This is a genomic window from Nonomuraea diastatica (genome assembly GCF_004349015.1).
Classification (GTDB): Bacteria; Actinomycetota; Actinomycetes; order Streptosporangiales; family Streptosporangiaceae; genus Nonomuraea; species Nonomuraea diastatica.
In genome coordinates this window covers 1-20,191 of record NZ_SMKP01000109.1, presented here as the reverse complement: position 1 = coordinate 20,191, position 20,191 = coordinate 1, and the positions used below count along the sequence as shown (strand labels likewise).

Below are 20,191 nucleotides of genomic sequence, written 5' to 3'. Positions count from 1 at the left end.
CACGCTCACTCGGCTTCCGGCGACTGGGTGACGAGGTCTCTGGCGTATTCGTCGTCGCTCTCGGCCAGCACCCGCTCGGCCCCCTGCGCCGCCCGCCCGTCGCCGCGGGTCGCGAGCCCGCGCGTGGCCTCGGCCACCGCGCGCAGGTTCGTGTCGGTGAGCCGGGCCGCCAGCGCCTCCCTGATGACGGGCGTGTCGCCCGGCAGGCCCGCGAGCCCGGCCGTGGCCCAGTCGCGAATGTCCGGGTCGTCGTCCTGGGTCATCTCGATGAGCAACGCGAGACCCTCCTGGTGGTCCGGAGGCAGCACGTCGGCCAGCGCGATCGCGTCGGTCATCGTCCGCGTGTGCTCGGGACGCCCGAGGATGTCCAGGACGTACGGCAGCGCCCTCGGATCGCCCTGATGGCCGAGCGCGGCCAGGACCGAGCGCAGCACCTGCGGGTTGCCCTCCGTGGTGACCATCTTCTGCAGCAGCGGCAGCGTCCTGCCGACGTAAGGTTTCCCGTCCTCGGTGACGCCGAACTGGGCGATGGCGTCCACGCCGAACTCGCGCTCCCTGGCGTCCTCGCTCACGCACAGCCGGGACAGCGCCTCGTAGGTCTCCTCGTCGCCGCGCTTGGCCAGCGAGTCGGCGACGATCCACCACGTCTCCGCGTCTTCGTCGAGGTCGCGGTGCGCGACGGCCCGCGCCACGAGCCGGTCGACCGGCGTGTGGACGCCCGTCGAGTCCTCCAGCAGGGTCGCGACGGCGGCGTGGCCGCGCTGCGCCTGCACCTGCTCCGTCTGCGTGCCGTCGGGCGAGCGGCCGGTCACGGTGACCAGGTCGGTGCCGTCCTTGGTGTGCTGGCGGTTCACGGTGTGCTCCCAGCCCTCCTGCTCGATCTGGTCGAGCAGGGCGCTCTCCAGGTGCACGCCCACCCAGTCGGCCGCGATGTCGAGCGGTGTGTCGCCGTCGCCGTCGTACTTCTCGGCGTCGGCGTCCGCCTCCAGCAGCACCTGCACCACACCCAGCGCGCCGCGCCTGGCGGCCAGCGACAGCGGGGTGTCGCCGTCGTCGTTGATCGCGTCGACCTCGGCGCCCGCCTCGATCAGCACCCTGGCGGTGGCGGCGTGCCCGTTGGCGGCGGCCCACAACAGCGCCGTCCAGCCGCCGGTCTCCCTGCCGTCGACCTCGGCCCCGGCCGTCAGCAGCGTCGTGGCCACCTCGGTGCGGTCCCAGGCCGCGGCCGCGCAGAGCGGCAGGCCCTCCTCCTCGCCCTCGCTGGGCGTGTTGGGGTCGGCGCCGCCGGCCAGCAGCTTGCCCACGGTCTCGGAATCGCCGTTCAACGCCGCGCGGTAGAGCTGTTCCTCATACATGACAGGGACCCTAGCCTGGTCCGGCCGCGCCCCGGACCATGCCAGGGCCCCGTGTCATGGCGTGGTACGCGTCCTGACCTCCGGAGGTTCAAACTCCACGGCAACGCGCATGGTCAGAGGCGAGACAGTTTCCTCTCGGGGAGCGCGATGGCGGACAAGTCGCGATATGTTGCGAGTATGACTGATCCGGGTGAGGTCCGCGCGTCGGACGCCGAGCGCGAGGCCGTCGTCGAACAACTCCGTGTCGCCTCGGTGGAGGGCAGGCTCACACTCGCCGAGCTGACCGACCGCACGGAAGCCGCGTACACCGCGGCCACGCAGGCCGATCTGGCCCTGCTCACCCAGGACCTGCCCGCGGGCGGCGCGCCGGCGCCCGCGCCGCCGGCCCCCACAGGGCGCAAGCGGCGCTGGTTCGTGGGCATCATGGGCGACTCCAAGCGGCGTGGCACCTGGCGGATCGACCAGGAGCTCGGCGCGGTCGCCGTGATGGGGGACGTGGTGCTCGACCTGCGCGAGGCGGAGGTGCGGACGAACGCGGTCGACATCAAGGCCATCTCCGTGATGGGCGACGTGAAGATCATCGTGCCCGACGGGGTGAACGTGGACCTCGACGGCGTGGCCATCATGGGCGACAAGAAGGTGGACGTCCTGGAGGGCGCGCAGGGAGCGAACGTGCCCGTCGTGCGCGTGCAGGCGTACGCCGTGATGGGCGACGTCAAGGTGGTCGGCGACTCGCGTGCGAAGCCGCTCAAGCGCAAGTTCTCGGCCTGGCGGGAACACTGGAAGATGTTGCACGGAGAGGACTGGCGCGAGCTGAGCAGGCAGCTCCGCCACGAGACCCGCGAGCTGCACAGGCAAGTGCGCGACGAGACCCGCGACCTGCACAAGCAGGTGCGCGACATGAACCGCGACCTCGGCCGCGGCTACTGACCCCGCCGGGCCACGACGGGCGGAGGACGCTCAGCCGGCGACGGGCACCGGCCGCCGCTGGGCCGCTTCGTACCGTTCCAGCAGCACGCCGACCAACTCGGGAGCGGGCCCGAGCACGTCGGCCACGACCTCGGCGCCGGCCTCCAGCGTGACCTGCCGCACCTTGTCGGCGAAGTAGCCGGGAGCCAGCAGGTAGGGGGCGACGGCCACCCGCGGCGCGCCGGAGCGCAGCAGCGCGGAGACCGCCTCGGCAGGCGACGGATCGGCCGCGGAGGCATAGGCGGCCGACACCGACCACCAGCCGGAGCGCCGCCACCGCCGGGCCATCCCCGAGACCACCGCATTGGCCCTGGCGTCGCTCGAACCGGCCGACACCAGCACCACCGCCGTGTCCGGGTCGCCCGCGGGCACGCCCGCCCCGGCCAGCCGCCGCTCCAGCGCGGCCAGGAGCATCGGGTGCGGCCCGAGCGTGGTGCCGTAGTGCACGCGCAGGCGCGGATGGTGCGCCCTGACCTCGTTGAGCGCCGCGGGCAGATCGACCCGGCTGTGGTACGCCTCGGTGAGCAGCAGCGGCAGCACCACGGCCTCGTCGAGCCCGGCCAGCGCCTGCCCGAGGGCGGGGGCGCAGTGGTCGAGATAGGCCACCCGTACGGGCACGTCGGGGCGCTCCAGGCGCACCCGGTCGAGCAGCGCGGCCACGGTGGCGGCGGCACGCGGGTCGCGTGACCCGTGCGCCACCGCCACCAGTGGCACGCGGCCGGGGGCCGCCCCGCCTGCCAACGGGACGGAGCCCCTGTCGGGGATCACAGGTGAATGCCGCATTCGACCTTCCCCAGGCCCGCCCAGCGACCGCTGCGCGGATCCTCACCCTCGGCGACCTGCCGCGTGCAGGGCGCGCAGCCGATCGAGGGGTAGTTGTCGTAGTGCAACGGGTTGATCAGCACCCCGTTGTCGGTGATGTAGTTGTCGACGTCCTCCTGCGTCCAGGCGGCGATCGGGTTGACCTTGACCATCTGCCGCTTGGCGTCCCACTCGACGACCTTGGTGTTCGTCCGGCTCGGCGACTCGTCGCGGCGGATGCCGGAGATCCACGCGAGGTACGGCTCCAGCGCCCGGTTGAGCGGCTCCACCTTGCGCAGGTAGCAGCAGAGGTCGGGGTTGCGGCCGAACAGGCGCGGGCCGAGGTCGCGATCCTGCTCGTCGACCGTCCGCGACGGCTTGATGTCGATCACATTGACGTCATAGACCTGCCGCACGGCGTCCCGCGTGCCGATCGTCTCGGCGAAGTGGTAGCCGGTGTCGATGAACAACACGTCAACGCCGGGTTTGACCCGGCTCACCAGGTCGATGAGCAGCGCGTCGCTCATGGAGGAGGTCAGGCACAAACGCTCGCCGAAGGTCGCCGCCGCCCAACGGATGATCTCGCGCGCCGGGGCGCCCTCCAGAGCGGTCGCGGCGGACTCGACGATGTCCTGCAGGTCGAGCACGCCACGTTGATCTCTTAACACGATCTCGAGGTCGACCAGCGTCATATCTTCACTCCGATCCCGAGAAACTTCAGCTTGAAAGCACGAGCGCAGGCCCGGCAGTACCAGCTGCCTCCCGTGCCGTGCCCGGCGTTGTCGAGTTCGCCCTCGTAGGGTTCGAGGTCCTCGTCGCCGCAGTACGGGCAGTGGAAGGGAACCGCTCGTGTGGTCATTTCAGGTCGGCCTCGTCCGCTCGCTGCACCCAGTCGGCGAACGACTCGCCTTCCTTCTTCTGGTCGTCGTAGTGGGACACGACCCGCGCGACGTAGTCGGGCAGCGCCTTGGCGGTGGTCTTCAGCCCTCTGACCTTACGGCCGAAGCCGGAGTCGACGCCCAGCGAGCCGCCCAGGTGGATCTGGAAGCCCTCGACCTGCTCGCCGTTCTCGTCGACCACGAGCTGGCCCTTCAGGCCGATGTCGGCGGTCTGGGTGCGGGCGCACGCGTTGGGGCAGCCGTTGACGTTGATGGTCAGCGGCTCGCTGAACGACGGCAGCCGGCGCTCCAGCTCGTCGATCAGGTCGGCGGCGGCCGTCTTGGTCTCGACGATGGCCAGCTTGCAGAACTCGATGCCGGTGCAGGCCATCGTCTGGCGGCGGAACGTGGACGGCCTGACCCGCAGGTCGGCGGCCTCCAGCTCGGCCACGAGGGAGTCGACCTGGTCAGGTGCGACGTCGAGGACGACCATCTTCTGCTCGATCGTCGTGCGGACCCGGCCGCAGCCGTGCCGCTCGGCGATGTCGGCGATCTGATGGAGTTTGTCGCCGTCGACCCGGCCCACCTTGGGGGCGAAGCCGACGTAGAAGGCGCCGTCCTTCTGCGGGAAGACACCGACGTGGTCGCGCCGGCTGCTCCGAGGCGGCTCGGGGGCGGGCCCGTCGGGCAGCGGCTCCTTGAGGTATTCCTGCTCCAGCACCTCACGGAACTTCTCCACGCCCCAGTCGTTGACCAGGAACTTGAGCCTGGCCCTGTGCCGCAGCCGCCGGTAGCCGTAGTCGCGGAAGATCCCGGTGACGCCCTCGTGCACGTCGCCGACCTGGTCGGGCCGGACGAACACGCCCAGCCGCTTGGCCAGCATCGGGTTGGTCGACAGGCCGCCGCCGACCCACAGGTCGTAGCCGGCCTCGCCGCGCTCGTTGACCACCCCGACGAACGCCACGTCGTTGATCTCGTGGACCGTGCAGTGGGCGGGGCAGCCGCTCAGCGCCGTCTTGAACTTGCGCGGCAGGTTGGAGTAGGCCGGGTTGCCGATGACGCGCTCCTTCAGCTCACGGATCTGCTCCGTGGCGTCCAGCACCTCGTCGGTGTCGATGCCGGCCAGCGGGCACCCGAGGATCACGCGCGGGGTGTCGCCGCAGGCCTCCGTGGTGGACAGGCCCACGGCCTCCAGACGCTCCCAGATGTCCGGCACCGACTCGATCTCGATCCAGTGGAGCTGGATGTTCTGGCGGTCGGTCAGGTCGGCGGTGCCACGGGCGTACTCGTTGGAGATGTCGGCGATCGTGCGCAGCTGGGCGAGGTCGAGCTGCCCGCCGTCGATGCGCACACGCATCATGAAGTAGCGGTCGTCGAGCTCCTCGGGCTCGAGGATCGCCGTCTTGCCGCCGTCGATGCCGGGCCTGCGCTGGGTGTAGAGGCCATACCAGCGCATGCGGCCGCGCAGGTCGGCCGGGTCGATGGAGTCGAAGCCCCGCTTGGCGTAGACGTCGATGATGCGCTGGCGGACGTTGAGGCCGTCGTCGTTCTTCTTGTTCTCTTCGTTCTTGTTGAGCGGCTCGCGGTAACCGAGAGCCCACTGGCCTTCGCCGCGCGGTCGCCGGTGATGGCGGCTGGCGGGAGTGCGACTGGCAGGAGTGCTCATTGCGCGTCCTTCGGTTCATGGGCGCGCGCTATGGTCCTCCTGCCTCGTCATCGAGGGCAGGGGTGCAGGAGGGGATGCGACGCGCTCAGCGGCAAAAGAAAGATGGCGGTTAGCGGGCGTCGCAACAGATGGCACTGCGGACACGCAGGAGGTCGACGTGGCGTCGACCGACGAGCATGGGGTCCGCTGGCATAAGACGAAGATACCCCGGCCGTCCGGGATGTCCAAGAAGGGGTCCAGAGTGTGGGATCGTTCAGCCCTGGCGCGGCCAGTCCAGCTCCGACTCTTTGGCCTGCTCCGCGCTCTGGTGCTGGCAGTCGCACCACGAGCCGCCGCGGCAGTCGTCGTGGCGTCTGTCCTTGCAGCTCTCGCAGATCACACCTGCATTATTCTCCCAGAAGGGTGTTCCGGTTAGGCTGGCGCGCGTGGACCTCATGGCCGAGTTGCTCGACGATCTGCGTGCCGAGACCGCGTCCTTCGAGGCGTTGCTGCGGCCGCTGGGCGACGACGACTGGGAACGCCCCACACCCGCCGAAGGGTGGGCGATCCGCGACCAGGTGAGCCATCTGGCCTGGTTCGACGACGCGGCCGGCCGGGCGGTCACCGACCCCGATGGCCACCGCGCCGCGCTGGCGGGTTCGGGCCGAGGTGATGGCCCAGGAGATGTGGCGGCCGGTGGCCCGGCCGGCAGCTGGGTCGACGCTCTGGTGCTGGAGGCGCGCGGGAGGACGCCCGCCGACCTGCTCGCCTGGTTCCGTACGGCGCGGGCCCGCAGCATCGAGGTGTTCACCACGCTCGGCGCCCGCGACCGGGTGCCGTGGTACGGGCCCGACATGTCGGGCGCCTCGTTCGTCACCGCGCGGCTGATGGAGACGTGGGCCCACGGCCAGGACGTCGCCGACGCGCTCGGCGTCACCAGGCCGCCCACGGCCCGGCTCCGGCACGTGGCCTCGATCGGCTTCAGGGCCAGGCCGTACAGCTTCGCCGTACGCGGCCTGCCCGCGCCCGCCGAGCCGGTGCGCGCGGAGCTCACCATGCCGGACGGCGCCATGTGGACGGCCGGCCCAGGCGACGCGGAGAGCGTCGTACGCGGGCCGGTGCTCGACTTCTGCCTGGCCGTCACCCAGCGCATCCACCTGTCGGACACCGCGCTGGAGATGGCGGGGAGCCCGGCGAGGGAGTGGATGGAGATCGCGCAGGCGTTCGCGGGGCCTCCAGGAAGGGGTCGCGCGCCCGTCTCGGGGTGATATCAGGGTTGATTCCGGATGACGCGAAGGGCAGGGTCAGTGACATGCTGTGAGCATGCGCACACTCTTGAACGTCATCTGGCTCGTGTTCGCCGGAATCTGGCTGGCCATGGGCTACGCACTGGCCGGGATCATCTGCTGCATCCTGATCATCACGATCCCGTTCGGCATCGCCTCGTTCAGGATCGCCGCGTACGCGCTGTGGCCGTTCGGCAGGACCGTCGTGCGTGACCCTGACGCGGGCGTGTTCTCGTTGCTCGGCAACATCATCTGGTGCGTGGTCGCCGGCATCTGGCTGGCCATCGGCCACGTCGTCACCTCGATCCCGCTGTTCATCTCCATCATCGGCATCCCGATGGGCGTGGCGAACATCAAGATGATCCCCGTCTCCCTCCTCCCGCTGGGCGCGCGCATCGTCGACAACGACTAGCCACGGACGGGGTGCGCGGCGTCTAATGGGGGCAACCGCCACCACGGTTTCGGCCAGGCACTCTGGTAGGGCGGCGGGCGGATGGGCAGCGTCCATTGGCTAGGCTGTGCCGAAGAGTAACTGCGAATACCGTTGGGTGCCATGACGTCCACCGAAGCGCCTTCCCGGCCGAAAAGGGGGCTCGCCTCCAACGCCCGGGCCAGGCTGAGCTGGGTGCTCGACACCAGGTCGTGGGCGATCGTCCGGGCGTCGACCAACGCCGGAGTCAACTACCGGGTGACCGGGCTCGCGGGTGAGGCGGCGTTCTTCGCGCTGCTGTCGCTGCCGCCTTTCGTGCTGGGCCTGATCGGCGTGACCGGCAAGCTCGGCACCTGGCTGGGGCCCGGAGTGGTCACCCAGGTCAAGACCTGGGTGATCGCACAGGCCGGCCTGCTGTTCACCGACGACGCCGTCACCAAGGTCGTCAACCCGCTCATCACCGATGTGCTGAGCGACGACGCCGGCAAGGTGTCGATCATCTCGCTGGGTTTCCTGCTGTCCTTGTGGTCCGGCTCCAGGGCCCTCTACGTCTACGTCGACCTCATCTCCGTCGCCTACGGACTGGGTGAGGAGCGCGGCATCATCCGCACCAGGCTGATGTCGTTCGGCCTCTACATCGTGGGCCTGGTCATCGGCATCATCGTCATGCCGATCCTGGTCATCGGCCCCACACTGCTGAGAGACACGCTGCCCGGCGAATACGGCATCCTCATCGACGTGCTCTACTGGCCGGTCGTGATCGTCGGCTCGGTGTTGTTCCTGACCGTGCTCTACCACGTGAGCGTGCCGGTGCGCACGAAGTGGTACCGCGAGTTGCCTGGCGCGATCCTGGCGTTGTTCCTGTGGATCGTCTGCGCGGCGGTGCTGAGGGCCGTGCTGGCCGCGTGGTTCTCGCCCGTCTCCGTCTACGGCTCCCTGGCCGCGCCCATCGCCCTGCTGCTGTGGTTGTACATCACCGCGCTGGCCGTGCTCATCGGCGCCATCCTGAACGCCGAGGTCGACCGGCTCTGGCCGGGCATTGGCCGTACGAACAACGCGTGATCCGCCGTCCGGCCACCCAGGACCGGGTTCAGGAACGCGCAGATCACGCAGAAGTGAGAGCCTGCCGCATCCGCTATCGTCTAGGACGAGACGCGACTGGCGCATTGGGTGGGAACGACCACCGGGGAGCGAAAGGAGCGGAGGCCGTGCGCCTGGGTCTTCGCAGATTGTCAACGATGACAGGAGAATCATGAGTTCTCTCTCTAGCGTCGACCCGCAGCTCGCCGAGCTCATCACGGCGGAGGAGCGGCGGCAGGCCGACACCGTCAAGCTCATCGCGTCCGAAAACTACGTGTCCAAGGCCGTGCTGGAGGCCACCGGCACCGTCCTGACGAACAAGTACAGCGAAGGCTACGCAGGCAAGCGCTACTACGAGGGCCAGCAGGTCATCGACCAGATCGAGACCCTCGCCATCGAGCGCGCCAAGGCGGTCTTCGGCGTCGGCCACGCCAACGTCCAGCCCTACTCCGGCTCGCCCGCCAACCTCGCCGTCTACATGGCGTTCCTGCAGCCCGGCGACACCGTGATGGGCATGGGCCTGCCGTTCGGCGGCCACCTCACCCACGGCTGGTCCGTCTCGGCCACCGGCAAGTGGTTCACCCCGGTCCGCTACGGCGTGCGCAAGGACACCGGCCGCATCGACCTCGACGAGGTGCGGCAGCTCGCCCTGGAGCATCGCCCGAAGCTCATCTTCTGCGGCGGCACCGCGATCCCGCGCACCATCGACTTCGAGGGCTTCGCCTCGATCGCCCGCGAGGTCGGCGCCGTGCTGGCCGCCGACATCGCTCACATCGCGGGCCTGGTCGCGGGCGGCGCGCACCCGTCGCCGGCGGGCCACGCCGACGTGATCTCCACGACCACGCACAAGACGCTGCGCGGCCCGCGCGGCGCCATGCTCATGGCCGACTCCGAAGAGCACGCCAAGGCGCTCAACAAGGCCGTCTTCCCCGGCCTGCAGGGCGGCCCGCACAACCACACCACGGCCGCCATCGCCGTCGCGCTGCACGAGGCCGCCCAGCCGGCCTTCCGCGACTACGCCCACCAGATCGTCGCCAACGCCAAGGCCCTGGCCGACGAGCTCGCCTCGCGCGGGTTCGACCTCGTCTCCGGTGGCACCGACAACCACCTGATCCTTCTCGACCTCACGCCCAAGGGCATCGGCGGCAAGCCGGCCGCGCAGGCGCTCGACCGCGCGGGCCTGGAGACCAACTACAACACGGTGCCGTTCGACACGCGCAAGCCGTTCGACCCGTCGGGCATCCGCATCGGCACGCCGTCGGTCACCTCGCGGGGCATGGGTGAGGCGGAGATGCGGCAGATCGGCGCCTGGATGGACGAGGTCGTCACCGCCCTCGCCAAGGGCGACGCCGACGACGTCATCACGCGCGTCCACCACGAGGTGAGCGAGCTCACCGCGCGGTTCCCCGCGCCCGGTCTCTAGAGACCGGTTCGTCACGGCCGAGCCGAGCGGGCGCCACCCGTGCCCGTTCCCGGTTGGCGAAGATCTCGTTACGGCGGTGCCGGCGGCACGCCGGCCGCCGCACCCCGCCGAGGTCCTCCAGGGTGACGCCCGCTGACCCGGCGGGCCGCCGTAACGGCGCTCCCCTGACCGTGGTCGTGGTCAGGGGGCGCCGCTTCACCGGTCGAACCAGTCGAGCCCCTTGTCGGTCAGCAGCACCGCGCCGATCGTGAGGGCGAGCACGAGCTTGACGAGCATGAGGATCCCGCCTCCGTCGACGAGCCCGATCAAGGAGTCCAGCACGGCCACGGCCTCCGCGGCCAGGATGACGATGCGGGTCCAGCGAAACCGCTTCGACGCGAGGATCCCCGAGACGGCGAGCACGGCCGTCACGACGAGGGAGACAACGATGAGGCCGCGCACCAGGCCTGCGTTCTGCACGTCCTGGCCGTGGTCGAGCCGGCCGCTGAGCAGCGACAGCATCGCGAAGGCGCCGAACACGCCCGCGATGACCTGGAACCAGACCCCCACGAGGGCGAGCACCACGCTTGTCGGCATACGTTCCGACATCTGAGCATCCATCGAGCCCCTCCTGCGCACTTCAGAGACGCGCTCACCGTCTCAGCTCCCCACCGGGACCGGTCCCGTCCCGGCCGTCGCGTGCGCATGCGGTGTGGTCACAACTCGGCCAGGACACCCTCCCTGACGGTGGCGACCGGGATCACGTGGCGGTCCGGGCGCGCGGTGTCGCCGCGCGCGTCCACGTAGGCGCGGCCCGGGGGAGCGGCGCCGGCAAGGCGGAAGATCGTGGCGTGGCGGATCGTGCCGTCGTCGCCGAGCCATGGTTGCTCCATGCGCAGGATCCGGCGTGGCGTGGCCGTGACCGCCTCGATCGCCCGCTCCAGCCCCATGCCGCAGTGCAGCAGCTTGGTGAGCGTGGTGGCCAGGTCATGCACGGGGCCGGCGATGTTGCGTACGTGGACGTCCGTGCTGATCGTGTGCGGCGGGAAGCCGGCCGCCACCGCGCGGGCGGCCACACCGAAGCTGAAACTGGCCGCGCCGTGCCCCACGTCCATCAGCACGCCGCGGTCGAGGGCCCGGGCCAGGGCCGGGGCCGGCGCGCCGCCGGCGAGCCACGGGGCGCCGGTCTTGCCGTGGTAGCAGTGGGTGACGACGTCCCCGGCGTCCAGGAGGTCGAGCACGTCGCCGGTCAGCGGCGGGGCCTCACCCACGTGCACCAGCAGCGGCAGGCCCGCCTCCCTGGCCACCAGGCGGCCGAGCTGGAGCGGCTGCAGGCCCATCGCGCCGACGATCGCGCCGCTGGAGCGCACCTTCACCCCGCACACGACGTCGCGGTGCCGGTCGATGGCGGCGAGCGTGGCGTCCACGTCGATGAACGCCGGGTCGGCGGTCTCGCGCAGGTGGACCAGGCCGTGGGAGCCGATGTTGAGCCAGGCGCGCACCTGTGTCCTGGCCGCCGGGATGACGTAGCGGACGAGACCGTCGATGGTGGCCTGGCCCGCGCTGCCCGCGTCGGCGAGCACGTGCACGCCCGCGTCCAGGCCGGCCCGGTCGGGCGGCACGCTGATCTGCGTCATCGCGTCGTAGACGTGGGCGTGCAGGTCCACCCAGCCGGGGCCGATGCAGAGCTCGCCACCAGGGCTCGGAGGCGTGGCCGCCTCGCCGGTCGCCTCGCCGCCCGCGCCCGCCGGTGTGGTCGCCTCGTTGCCGCGCTCCGGTCGTGTCAGGCGGGCCCGCCCGTCCACCGGCGTCAGGCGGGCCCGCCCGTCCACCGGCCTCAGCCGGCCGGTCCCGCAGGCGGAGGGCGGCGGCGCGAGCACGCGCAGGGGCGTGTCGAGGGCGGCGGGAAGACGTACGTCGCCGCTCATGCCAGCGCCCTCGTGACGGCGGCGTTGTGGAACGTGCGGCGGATGCGGGCGATCCCGTCCGACGCCCGGCTCGGGTGCACGCGGTTGGTCAGCAGCACGGCGTAGAAGTCCAGCTCAGGATCCACCCACAGGCTCGTCCCCGTGAACCCGTTGTGCCCGTAGGCCGACGCGGTGAGCAGGTCGCCGCCGCTGCTCAGGTGGGATTCGTGGCCCTGCCAGGCCAGCGCCCGGGCGCCGGTCCTGGTGCCGGTCATGACGGCCAGCGTGCGCGGCGCGATGACGCCGTCGCCGCCCCTGCACAGCGCCTGGCCCAGCCTGGCCAGGTCGTCCAGGGTGCCGAACATGCCCGCGTGGCCGGCGACGCCTCCGAGCACCTCGGCGTTCTCGTCGTGCACGGTGCCCTGCACGACGCGGCCTCGCCACGGGCAGTCCTCGGTGGCCGCCGCCCGGGCCCGCTCGTGCTCGGGAAGCAGGAAGCGGGTGTCGTCCATGCCCAGGGGAGTGGTGACGCGCTCGCGTACGAGCTGGTCGAGCGGGACCCCGGCGGCGCTCTCCGCGACCAGGCCGAGGATCATGAAACCCTGGGAGCTGTACTCGACGCCCGGCCGCTCGCGCAGCGGCAGGCGGACGAGCGCGTCGAGCAGGTCCTCCCGGGTGGGGCAGCGGCGGTAGAGCGGCTGCTGCCCCGGGATGCGTGAGGTGTGGGTGAGCAGCTCGAACACGGTGATGCCGGCCTTGTCCGTGCCGGCGTAGCCGAATCCTGGGCCGGGCAGGTGGGACACGACGGTGTCGTCCAGGGTGAGCTCACCCGTCTCCACCAGCGCCATCACCGCGAGCCCGACGATCGGCTTGGTCAGCGAGGCGAGATCCCACAGCGTGTCGTCGCCCACCGGGGCACCGTCCCAGCGCAGCGTGCCGAGCGTGTCTCGCCCCACCGGCCCCGCGGACGTGCCGTAGGCCCAGGCCGCGCCCGAGAACTCGCCCTTGTCGCGGGCGCTGGCCAGAATACGGCCGGCTGTCATACGTTCCTCCCCAGTGCCGCGGAGACCCGGGCGGCGGCGGCCACCACCAGCGGGCCGAGCAGCGGCACATCGTTCTCGTTAAGATTGAGTGTCAGCCCCGCTACGCTGACCGCGCCCACCGCCGTCCCCGCCGCGTCGTGCACCACCGCTCCGACGCATCGCACGTTCGGCTCGTTCTCCTCGTCGTCGACCGCGTACCCGCGCTGCCGCACCGCCTCCAGCTCGGCCATGAGAAGGCCGGGGTCCGTGATTGTGGCGGGCGTGTTGCTGATCAGCGGCGCGGTCGCCGCCAGCACCGCGCGCACCTCCTCCTCCGGCAGGTGGGCGAGGATCGCCTTGCCGATCGCGGTGCAGTGCAGCGGGATCTGCGTCCCGACCCGCGAGGCCATCCGGTACGGCTGCTGCGACTCGACCTTGGCCAGGTAGACGGCCGACGAGCCGCTGCGGATCGCGAAGTGCACGGTGTGCGAGGTGTTGCGCTGCAGGTTCTCCAGGATCGGCCGTACGAGGGTCGTCATGTCCCGGTCGGTGAGCGCCGCCCCGGCCAGCGCGAGGATGGCGGGTCCCGACGCGTACGTGCCGTCGCCGTGCGAGACGGCGTACCCCTGGGCGATGAAGATCTGCAGGATCCGGTGCACGGTCGTCTTGTTGATGCCGGTCCGCTGGGCGATGTCCGCCAGGCGGCGAGGTTGATCGTGGCTGGCCAGTGCCCCTAAGACGACGAGCGTCTTCTCCACCGAATTCATCGTGACTGTCCCAAAAGGGTTGACGGACATAACCGAAACGGGTCATATTCAACCACGTGATACGCCATTTCACCATGTGAAACGCAAGAAAGGGAGGCGGGGGCTTATGTTCGACCGTGCGTTGCTGGCCCGCCGGGACCTGTTCAAGATCGGCGGCCTGGCCGCGGCGACGGTTTCCCTCGGGGCCTGCGCCAGCACGAAGCCCTCCGGCGGCGGACAGGGAAGCGCCGGGACCACCCTGCGGGTCTCGCTCGCCTCCGACGCCACCACCCTCGACCCGCAGAAGCAGGGCGACCTGCCCTCCATGAACGTGCTGATCAACGTCTTCGACACGCTCACCGTCCGGGACACCGACGACAAGCTCTCCGGCGGCCTGGCCGAACGCTGGGAGTCCAAGGACGACAAGACCTGGCGCTTCCACCTGCGCAAGAACGTCACCTTCCACAACGGCGAGCCCTGCGACGCCGCCGCCGTCGCGTACAGCATCGAGCGCCTGATCAACCCGGACACCCAGTCGCCCATCGTCGAGCTGCGCCTGGTCACCGGCGCGAAGGTGATCGACACGCACACGGTCGACCTGGTCACCAAGGAGCCGGACCCGATCCTGCCGGCCAAGCTGTCGTTGTTCGGCGGCGTGATCGTGCCGCCGAAGCACATCAAGGAGAAGGGCGAGAAGGCCTTCGCCGAGCACCCGATCGGCACCGGCCCGTTCACGTTCGAGCAGTGGCAGCGCGACAGCCGGATCACGCTCAAGGCCAACCCGGACTACTGGAACGGCAAGCCCGCCGTCGAGCAGCTCGTCTTCACGATCATGCCGGACCCGTCGTCGTCGCTGGCCGCGCTCCAGTCGGGCGAGGTGGACATCGTGACCGGCCTGACCCCCGACGCCGCGCAGCAGCTCGGCGACGCCACCGGCTTCAAGGTCGTCACCAGGCCGGGCGTGCGCACGTTCTTCGTCTCGCTCGACACCGAAGAGGGCCCGCTGAAGGACAAGCGGGTGCGCCAGGCGCTCAACCACGCGCTCGACGTGGACACCCTCATCACGTCGGTGCTCAACGGCGCCGCAGAACGTACCCCGACGCTCATCCCCAAGCAGGCGTTCGGCTTCGACCCCGCGATCCAGCCGTACCAGCACGACGTGGCCAAGGCCAAGAGCCTGCTCGCCGCGGCCGGGCACCCGGACGGGTTCGCGCTCAAGCTCTCCTCCTCCACGGCCGACAAGGACATCGCCCAGGCCATCTCGGGGCAGCTGGCCAAGGTCGGTGTCAGGGCCGAGGTGTCGCTGCTCGACCCGGCCACGTTCAAGGGGCGTCTGGTTTCGGACAACCGCAAAGCGCTCGGCGCGATGTACTTCGTCGGCAACTCCGGCTGGACCATGGACGCCTCCAGCAACCTGCAGTCGTTCGTCCGGCACGACCGGCGCCAGAGCCGCTGGAACAACCCGGAGGCCGACGCGCTCATCGACAAGGAAGAGCAGTCGGTCGACCCGGAGGTGCGCCAGGAGGCGTTCACCGAGCTGCAGAAGATGCTGATCGAAGAGTCGCCGTTCCTCTACCTCTATCAGGCGAGCATCCTGTACGCGGTCAGCGACAAGGTGCAGTGGGAGAGCAACGCCAACGGCACCCTCGCGATGGCGAACGCCAAGCTCGCGACCTCATGACCGGATTCGTCGTCCGGCGGATCGGCCACACCCTGCTCGTGCTGTTCTGCGTGGCCACCGTCTCGTTCTTCATCGTCCGGCTGGCCGGCGACCCCGTGCAGCAGATGCTGCCCCCTGAGGCCACCGCCGAGCAGGAGGCCACGCTGCGGGCCGGCCTCGGCTTCGACCGGCCGCTGCCCGAGCAGTACGTCTCCTACATGACGGGCCTGCTCAGCCTCGACTTCGGCCAGTCGGTGTTCTTCCACCGCCCCGCGTTCGAGGTCATCATGGAGCGGCTGCCGCTCACGGTCGACCTGGCCGTGGCCGCCCTGGCGTTCACCCTGGTCGTGTCGATCCCGGCCGGGATCGTCGCGGCCGTCAGAAGGGGCAGCGCCACCGACACCTCCGTCATGGCCTCGGTGCTGGTCGGCCAGTCCACTCCCGCGTTCTGGGTGGGCATCCTGCTCATCCTCATCTTCGCGGTCAACCTCCAGTGGCTGCCCGCCTCGGGCACCGGCTCGCCCGCCCACCTGGTGCTGCCCGCGATCACACTCGGCCTGTACTCGGCCGCGATGATCGCCAGGTTGCTGCGTTCCTCGCTCATCGACGTGCTCGGCGAGGACTACATCCGCACCGCCAGGGCCAAGGGCCTGTCCGGGTTCAGGGCCGTCACGTCGCACGGCCTGCGCAACGCGTCGCTGCCGGTCGTCACCGTCGTCGGCCTGGAGGTCGGCAGCCTGCTCGGCGGCGCGATCCTCACCGAGCAGGTGTTCTCCTGGCCGGGCATCGGGCGGCTGACCGTGGAGGCGATCACGTACCGCGACTATCCGCTGATGCAGGCCACGGTGCTGTTCCTGGCGGCCGTGTTCGTCGTCGTGAACCTGATCGTGGACCTGTCGTACGCCCTGCTGGATCCCCGGGTGAGGCTGAGCTGATGCCGACCGCAGTCCTGCGCGCGCTGCGCCGCAACCACGCCGCCAAGGTCGCCGTGGGCGTCATCGTCCTCGTCGTGTTCGTCGGTCTGTTCGCGCCGCTGATCTCCCCGCACGACCCGAACCTGCAGAATCTCGACCTGAAGTTGCGCCCGCCGTTCTGGATGAGCGGCAGCGAGCCCGGCTATCTGCTGGGCACCGACAAGCTGGGCCGCGACGTGCTGAGCCGCATCATGTACGGCACCCGCGTCTCGCTCCTCGTCGGCCTGGCGGCCACCGTGCTGTCCGGCCTGGTCGGCGCCGTGATCGGGGTCATCAGCGGCTATTACAGGGGCTGGCGGGAGCAGGTGTTCATGCGCTTGGCCGACGTGCAGCTCGCGTTCCCGTCGATCCTGCTGGCGCTGGCCATCATCGCGGTGCTCGGCCCGAGCCTGTTCTTCATGATCCTGGTGCTCGGCCTGACCGGCTGGGTGTCGTACGCCCGTGTGGTCCGCGCCGAAGTGCTCTCCCTGCGTGAACGCGAGTTCGTCACCGCGGCCAGGGCCATCGGCGACACCGGGCCGCAGATCATGGCCCGCCACCTCGTCCCCAACATCGTCGCCCCTCTGGCCACCATCGGCACCCTCCAGGTGGCGGCGATGATCGTCGCGGAGGCGTCGCTCAGTTATCTGGGGCTCGGCGTCCCGCCCAGCGTGCCCACGTGGGGCAGTCTGCTCGCCGACGGCCAGCTCTATCTGCGCAGCGCCTGGTGGATCGCGGTCTTCAGCGGCGCTGCCATCATGATGACAACACTCGCGATCAACGTCACCGGCGACCTCCTCCGCGATGTCGCCGACCCGAAGGCATACACCCGATGAACCTCGCCACGCACTACAGGTGCGACGACTGCCACGCCACCTTTTCGCTGAAGACCCCCGCCCTGCTCTGCGAGGCGTGCGGCGGCCTGCTCGAGATCGAGTACGACCTCGGCCCCGCCAAGCCGCAGGACATCCTGGACAACGCGGTGAGCCGCCGCCACCTGGGGTTGTGGCGCTGGTCGGATCTGCTCCCGCTGCCCGAGCACGCCGAACCCCTCCACCTCGGCGAGGGCGACACCCCGCTGATGCGCACGAGGCGGCTGGGCCGCCACATCGGCCTGCCCGGCCTGCTGATCAAGAACGACACGCTCATGCCCACCGGCAGCTTCAAGGACCGGGGTTTCTCCGTCGCCGTCGGCTTCGCCAGGGCGCTGGGCGTCAAGCAGGCGTTCACCTACAGCTCGGGCAACGCCGGCGCCTCGTTCGCCGCCTACGCGGCCAGGGCCGGGATCGAGGCCACGGTCCTGGTCGAGGACGTCGCCAACGAGTCCAAGATCTCGGCCATCAGCCTCAGCGGGGCCCGCGTGCTGCGCCTGCGCTACCGCTCCAGCCTGGAGATCTTCGCCGGGGTGAGCGCCCTGTCGGAGGCCGGGTTCTACTGCTTCGTCAACTTCATCAACCCGGTGCGCCACGAGGGCATGAAGACGTACGCGTACGAGATCTGCGAGGCGCTCGGCTGGCGCGCGCCCGACGTGATGGTGCACCCGGTCGGCACCGGTGGCGGGCTCTACGGCGCCTGGAAGGGTTTTCGCGAGCTGAAGCGGCTCGGGCTCATCGACCGGCTGCCGAAGATGGTGGGCGTGCAGCCGGCCGCCTCCGCGCCGCTCGTCCGCGCCTTCACCGAGGGCAAGACGGTCGCCGGCCGCCACGGCGACGCGAACAAGACCGTCGCCCAGAGCATCGCCGGCGACGCCCCCATCCAGGGCGGCTCGCGGGTGCTGCGCGCCGTCTACGACTCCGGCGGCCGGGTCGTCGCCGTCGACGACAACGACCTGTTCGAGGCGATGCGGCTGCTCGGCGAGGAGGGGATCTCGGCCGAGCCGTCCGCCGCGGCCTCCACCGCCGCGCTGCTGCGCGCCCGCGCCCAGGGCTGGGTGTCGGAGAGTGACACCGTGGTCAGCGTGGTCACCGGGGGCGCGCTCAAGCAGCCGAGCGCCCTCGCCCAGGCTGTGCGCCCACCCCAGGGAACGGTGGAGGCCGACCCCGCCGAGCTGCTGCGGATCTTCAGGGGAGGCATCGAGTGAGCCTGCTGGAGATCAACGACCTGCACGTGGAGTTCCGTCTCGACGCGGGCACGGTCAAACCCGTCAACGGGGTGTCGCTGTCGGTCGAGGCCGGACAGACCCTGGCCGTCGTCGGCGAGTCCGGCAGCGGCAAGACCGCGACCGCCCTGTCGATCCTGCGCCTGCACCCCACGCCTCCCTGCCACTACACCGGCGGCGAGATCCTCGCGGGCGGCCGTGACCTGCTCAAGCTGTCCGAGCGGGAGATGCGCAAGGTCCGCGGCAACGAGATCGCCATGGTGTTCCAGGACCCCATGACCAGCCTCAACCCGCTCAAGACCGTGGGCGCGCAGATCGCCGAGTCGCTCCGCCTGCACCAGGGCCTGTCCCGGTCCGAGGCCCGGGCCCAGGCCGTGGGGGCGCTGCGCGAGGTCGGCATCCCTCACCCCGAGCAGCGGGCGGGGGAGTACCCGCACCAGTTCTCCGGCGGCATGCGCCAGCGCGTCATGATCGCGATCGCGCTCGCCTGCCGCCCCAAGATCCTCATCGCCGACGAGCCGACGACCGCGCTCGACGTGACGGTCCAGGCCCAGATCATGGAGCTGCTCGCGGCGCTCCAGGAACGGTTCGGCATGGCCATCGTGCTCATCACGCACGACCTCGGCGTGGTGGCCCGCTCCGCGGACCAGGTCCTGGTCATGTACGGCGGCCGCCCGGTCGAGCTGGCCGCCGTGGACGACGTCTTCGACGGGCCGCGCATGCCGTACACGAAGGCGCTGCTGCGGTCCATGCCCCGCTCGGACGTGCCGGGCGGCGCGCCGCTCGACCCGATCCCCGGCAGCCCGCCCAACCTGTTCGCGCCGCCCGGCGGATGCGCCTTCCATCCCCGCTGCGCGCTGGCCGTGCCCGAGTGCGCCACCCAGGTGCCGCCGCTGCTGGAGCGCGCGCCGGGACACAGCGCCGCCTGCCTGCTCGAAGGGAGCCCGTAGATGGCCGAGCCGCTGCTGTCGCTGCGCGACGTGCGCAAGGAGTTCAGCTCGAAGGTGGTCGCCGTGGACGACGTGTCCTTCGACGTGCACCCGGGCGAGACGCTCGGCCTGGTGGGAGAGTCCGGCTGCGGCAAGACCACGCTCACCCGGCTCATCCTGCGGCTGGTCGAGGCCAGCGGCGGCGAGATCTGGTTCGACGGCAGGGAGCTCCTCGGCCTGCGCCAGAAGGAGCTGCTGGCGGTGCGCGAGGACATGCAGGTCGTGCTGCAGGACCCGTACGCCAGCCTGAACCCCCGCATGCGCGTCGGCGAGATCGTCGCCGAGCCGCTGGTCACCCACGGCCGGGTGCGCCGCCGCTCGGCCGCCGCCCGCGAGCGCGTCGCCGAGCTGCTCGATGCCGTCGGGCTGGAGGCGGGCAGCCAGGAACGTTTCCCGCACGAGTTCTCGGGCGGCCAGCGGCAGCGGATCGGCATCGCCCGCGCCCTGGCGCTGGAGCCGAAGCTGGTCATCTGCGACGAGCCGGTCAGCGCGCTCGACGTCTCCATCCAGGCCCAGATCATCAACCTGATGAAGCGGCTGCAGGCCGAGCGCGGGCTGACGTACCTGTTCGTCTCCCACGACCTGTCGATCATGCGGCAGATCGCCACCCGCGTCGCCGTCATGAACCTCGGCAGGATCGTCGAGCTGGCCGGCACGGAGACGCTGTTCACGGCGCCGCGCCACCCGTACACGCACAGCCTGCTGTCGGCCGCGCCCGTGGCCGACCCGAAGGTGGAGCGGACGCGGCGGCGTATCGTGCTCAAGGGCGATCCTCCGTCGCCCGCCGATCCGCCGTCCGGGTGCAGTTTCCACACCCGCTGCCCGGCCGCCCGCGCGGAGTGCTCGGCCACCCGTCCGCCGCTGGCGCCCCAGGAGAGTCCCGGTCACACCGCGGCCTGCCTGTTCCCGGTGTCGGACGTGGCCGCTCTGACGTGACGCGGCGCCCCGCCGCACGGGCTCGGGGTGCGGC

23 protein-coding genes and 1 riboswitch are annotated in these 20,191 nt (G+C 70.7%); of the genes, 11 read left to right on the top strand and 12 right to left on the bottom strand.

The genetic code is table 11. The features are described from left to right. Window positions 1–5: 5 nt before the first annotated feature. Window positions 6–1,355, bottom strand: coding sequence for an ankyrin repeat domain-containing protein (locus tag E1294_RS31960; RefSeq protein WP_246083427.1), 1,350 nt, complete (start codon window positions 1,353–1,355; stop codon window positions 6–8). Between the two features lie 177 nt (window positions 1,356–1,532). On the opposite strand from E1294_RS31960, the gene E1294_RS31955 reads away from it, so the two are divergent. Further along, window positions 1,533–2,285 (top strand): DUF1707 SHOCT-like domain-containing protein, encoded by a 753-nt coding sequence (locus E1294_RS31955; RefSeq protein ID WP_132514645.1) that lies wholly within the window; start codon window positions 1,533–1,535, stop codon window positions 2,283–2,285. A gap of 30 nt (window positions 2,286–2,315) precedes the next feature. Here E1294_RS31955 and E1294_RS31950 read toward each other — a convergent pair whose 3' ends face one another. From E1294_RS31950 to E1294_RS57435, 6 genes are all read right to left on the bottom strand, one after another. After that, window positions 2,316–3,107 (bottom strand): sirohydrochlorin chelatase, encoded by a 792-nt coding sequence (locus E1294_RS31950; protein ID WP_132514643.1) that lies wholly within the window; start codon window positions 3,105–3,107, stop codon window positions 2,316–2,318. Continuing rightward, a complete protein-coding gene (locus tag E1294_RS31945) occupies window positions 3,089–3,817 on the bottom strand; it encodes a phosphoadenylyl-sulfate reductase (RefSeq protein ID WP_132514641.1) in 729 nt (242 codons plus the stop codon). The genes E1294_RS31950 and E1294_RS31945 overlap by 19 nt, the downstream gene beginning before the upstream one ends. Then, window positions 3,814–3,984 (bottom strand): Insertion element protein, encoded by a 171-nt coding sequence (locus E1294_RS31940; protein ID WP_132514639.1) that lies wholly within the window; start codon window positions 3,982–3,984, stop codon window positions 3,814–3,816. The genes E1294_RS31945 and E1294_RS31940 overlap by 4 nt, the downstream gene beginning before the upstream one ends. Beyond that, a complete protein-coding gene (locus tag E1294_RS31935; protein ID WP_132514637.1) occupies window positions 3,981–5,669 on the bottom strand; it encodes a nitrite/sulfite reductase in 1,689 nt (562 codons plus the stop codon). Before E1294_RS31935 ends, E1294_RS31940 begins: the two co-directional genes overlap by 4 nt. Before the next feature lie 109 nt (window positions 5,670–5,778). Beyond that, window positions 5,779–5,862 (bottom strand): putative leader peptide, encoded by an 84-nt coding sequence (locus tag E1294_RS58305; protein ID WP_354532976.1) that lies wholly within the window; start codon window positions 5,860–5,862, stop codon window positions 5,779–5,781. Window positions 5,863–5,922: 60 nt separating this feature from the next. Beyond that, a complete protein-coding gene (locus E1294_RS57435; RefSeq protein ID WP_281284543.1) occupies window positions 5,923–6,048 on the bottom strand; it encodes a hypothetical protein in 126 nt (41 codons plus the stop codon). A 55-nt stretch (window positions 6,049–6,103) separates the two neighbouring features. Here E1294_RS57435 and E1294_RS31930 point away from each other — a divergent pair, with 55 nt between their 5' ends. The 4 genes from E1294_RS31930 (at window position 6,104) to glyA (ending at window position 9,867) form a co-directional block, all read left to right on the top strand. Beyond that, complete coding sequence (locus tag E1294_RS31930; RefSeq protein WP_165977581.1) at window positions 6,104–6,916, top strand: TIGR03084 family metal-binding protein; 813 nt, start codon at window positions 6,104–6,106, stop codon at window positions 6,914–6,916. A gap of 55 nt (window positions 6,917–6,971) precedes the next feature. Next, window positions 6,972–7,346 carry a YccF domain-containing protein gene (locus tag E1294_RS31925; RefSeq protein ID WP_132514633.1) on the top strand — a complete coding sequence of 125 codons (375 nt, stop codon included), beginning with the start codon at window positions 6,972–6,974 and terminating at the stop codon, window positions 7,344–7,346. Window positions 7,347–7,487: 141 nt separating this feature from the next. Beyond that, window positions 7,488–8,426, top strand: coding sequence for a YihY/virulence factor BrkB family protein (locus E1294_RS31920; RefSeq protein WP_246083426.1), 939 nt, complete (start codon window positions 7,488–7,490; stop codon window positions 8,424–8,426). 82 nt (window positions 8,427–8,508) lie between these two features. Continuing rightward, a riboswitch (ZMP/ZTP riboswitch) is annotated at window positions 8,509–8,591 on the top strand. A gap of 1 nt (window position 8,592) precedes the next feature. Next, entirely contained in the window at window positions 8,593–9,867 is a 1,275-nt protein-coding gene (glyA, locus tag E1294_RS31915; RefSeq protein ID WP_425465241.1) for a serine hydroxymethyltransferase, read from the top strand. Here glyA and E1294_RS58300 read toward each other — a convergent pair. The 5 genes from E1294_RS58300 to E1294_RS31895 form a co-directional block, all read right to left on the bottom strand. After that, window positions 9,836–10,066: a hypothetical protein gene (locus E1294_RS58300; protein ID WP_425465239.1), complete on the bottom strand. Its 231-nt coding sequence runs from the start codon at window positions 10,064–10,066 to the stop codon at window positions 9,836–9,838. The two genes, glyA and E1294_RS58300, sit on opposite strands and share 32 nt — an antisense overlap. Then, window positions 10,063–10,455: a hypothetical protein gene (locus E1294_RS31910; protein ID WP_132514629.1), complete on the bottom strand. Its 393-nt coding sequence runs from the start codon at window positions 10,453–10,455 to the stop codon at window positions 10,063–10,065. Before E1294_RS31910 ends, E1294_RS58300 begins: the two co-directional genes overlap by 4 nt. Before the next feature lie 107 nt (window positions 10,456–10,562). Then, the gene (locus tag E1294_RS31905; RefSeq protein ID WP_132514627.1) at window positions 10,563–11,774 is read right to left on the bottom strand and encodes an amidohydrolase family protein; all 1,212 of its coding nucleotides are present in this window, start codon (window positions 11,772–11,774) and stop codon (window positions 10,563–10,565) included. Beyond that, the gene (locus E1294_RS31900) at window positions 11,771–12,796 is read right to left on the bottom strand and encodes a serine hydrolase domain-containing protein (RefSeq protein ID WP_132514625.1); all 1,026 of its coding nucleotides are present in this window, start codon (window positions 12,794–12,796) and stop codon (window positions 11,771–11,773) included. Before E1294_RS31900 ends, E1294_RS31905 begins: the two co-directional genes overlap by 4 nt. Continuing rightward, the gene (locus tag E1294_RS31895; RefSeq protein ID WP_132514623.1) at window positions 12,793–13,533 is read right to left on the bottom strand and encodes an IclR family transcriptional regulator; all 741 of its coding nucleotides are present in this window, start codon (window positions 13,531–13,533) and stop codon (window positions 12,793–12,795) included. The genes E1294_RS31900 and E1294_RS31895 overlap by 4 nt, the downstream gene beginning before the upstream one ends. Before the next feature lie 115 nt (window positions 13,534–13,648). On the opposite strand from E1294_RS31895, the gene E1294_RS31890 reads away from it, so the two are divergent. The 6 genes from E1294_RS31890 to E1294_RS31865 are packed head-to-tail and all read left to right on the top strand — an operon-like array spanning window position 13,649 to window position 20,157. Further along, window positions 13,649–15,202, top strand: coding sequence for an ABC transporter substrate-binding protein (locus E1294_RS31890; protein ID WP_132514621.1), 1,554 nt, complete (start codon window positions 13,649–13,651; stop codon window positions 15,200–15,202). Then, a complete protein-coding gene (locus tag E1294_RS31885; protein ID WP_132514619.1) occupies window positions 15,199–16,116 on the top strand; it encodes an ABC transporter permease in 918 nt (305 codons plus the stop codon). The genes E1294_RS31890 and E1294_RS31885 overlap by 4 nt, the downstream gene beginning before the upstream one ends. Beyond that, window positions 16,116–16,970, top strand: coding sequence for an ABC transporter permease (locus E1294_RS31880; protein WP_132514617.1), 855 nt, complete (start codon window positions 16,116–16,118; stop codon window positions 16,968–16,970). The genes E1294_RS31885 and E1294_RS31880 overlap by 1 nt, the downstream gene beginning before the upstream one ends. Then, window positions 16,967–18,214, top strand: coding sequence for a threonine synthase (locus E1294_RS31875; protein ID WP_132514615.1), 1,248 nt, complete (start codon window positions 16,967–16,969; stop codon window positions 18,212–18,214). Before E1294_RS31880 ends, E1294_RS31875 begins: the two co-directional genes overlap by 4 nt. Next, window positions 18,211–19,182, top strand: a complete 972-nt coding sequence (locus E1294_RS31870; RefSeq protein ID WP_132514613.1) for an ABC transporter ATP-binding protein — start codon at window positions 18,211–18,213, stop codon at window positions 19,180–19,182. Before E1294_RS31875 ends, E1294_RS31870 begins: the two co-directional genes overlap by 4 nt. Beyond that, window positions 19,183–20,157: an ABC transporter ATP-binding protein gene (locus E1294_RS31865; protein WP_132514611.1), complete on the top strand. Its 975-nt coding sequence runs from the start codon at window positions 19,183–19,185 to the stop codon at window positions 20,155–20,157. Window positions 20,158–20,191: the final 34 nt, after the last annotated feature.

Bases quoted from the DNA above. Each gene is read 5' to 3' on its own strand.
- E1294_RS31945 (WP_132514641.1), bottom strand. From the start codon at position 3,817: ATGACGCTGGTCGACCTCGAGATCGTGTTAAGAGATCAACGTGGCGTG.
- E1294_RS31880 (WP_132514617.1), top strand. From the start codon at position 16,116: ATGCCGACCGCAGTCCTGCGCGCGCTGCGCCGCAACCACGCCGCCAAG.
- E1294_RS31950 (WP_132514643.1), bottom strand. From the start codon at position 3,107: ATGCGGCATTCACCTGTGATCCCCGACAGGGGCTCCGTCCCGTTGGCA.
- E1294_RS31890 (WP_132514621.1), top strand. From the start codon at position 13,649: ATGTTCGACCGTGCGTTGCTGGCCCGCCGGGACCTGTTCAAGATCGGC.
- E1294_RS31955 (WP_132514645.1), top strand. From the start codon at position 1,533: ATGACTGATCCGGGTGAGGTCCGCGCGTCGGACGCCGAGCGCGAGGCC.
- E1294_RS31865 (WP_132514611.1), top strand. From the start codon at position 19,183: ATGGCCGAGCCGCTGCTGTCGCTGCGCGACGTGCGCAAGGAGTTCAGC.
- E1294_RS31875 (WP_132514615.1), top strand. From the start codon at position 16,967: ATGAACCTCGCCACGCACTACAGGTGCGACGACTGCCACGCCACCTTT.
- E1294_RS31910 (WP_132514629.1), bottom strand. From the start codon at position 10,455: ATGTCGGAACGTATGCCGACAAGCGTGGTGCTCGCCCTCGTGGGGGTC.
- E1294_RS31925 (WP_132514633.1), top strand. From the start codon at position 6,972: ATGCGCACACTCTTGAACGTCATCTGGCTCGTGTTCGCCGGAATCTGG.
- E1294_RS31920 (WP_246083426.1), top strand. From the start codon at position 7,488: ATGACGTCCACCGAAGCGCCTTCCCGGCCGAAAAGGGGGCTCGCCTCC.
- E1294_RS58305 (WP_354532976.1), bottom strand. From the start codon at position 5,862: ATGCCAGCGGACCCCATGCTCGTCGGTCGACGCCACGTCGACCTCCTG.
- E1294_RS31900 (WP_132514625.1), bottom strand. From the start codon at position 12,796: ATGACAGCCGGCCGTATTCTGGCCAGCGCCCGCGACAAGGGCGAGTTC.
- E1294_RS31905 (WP_132514627.1), bottom strand. From the start codon at position 11,774: ATGAGCGGCGACGTACGTCTTCCCGCCGCCCTCGACACGCCCCTGCGC.
- E1294_RS31885 (WP_132514619.1), top strand. From the start codon at position 15,199: ATGACCGGATTCGTCGTCCGGCGGATCGGCCACACCCTGCTCGTGCTG.
- E1294_RS31935 (WP_132514637.1), bottom strand. From the start codon at position 5,669: ATGAGCACTCCTGCCAGTCGCACTCCCGCCAGCCGCCATCACCGGCGA.
- E1294_RS31960 (WP_246083427.1), bottom strand. From the start codon at position 1,355: ATGTATGAGGAACAGCTCTACCGCGCGGCGTTGAACGGCGATTCCGAG.
- E1294_RS31940 (WP_132514639.1), bottom strand. From the start codon at position 3,984: ATGACCACACGAGCGGTTCCCTTCCACTGCCCGTACTGCGGCGACGAG.
- E1294_RS31930 (WP_165977581.1), top strand. From the start codon at position 6,104: ATGGCCGAGTTGCTCGACGATCTGCGTGCCGAGACCGCGTCCTTCGAG.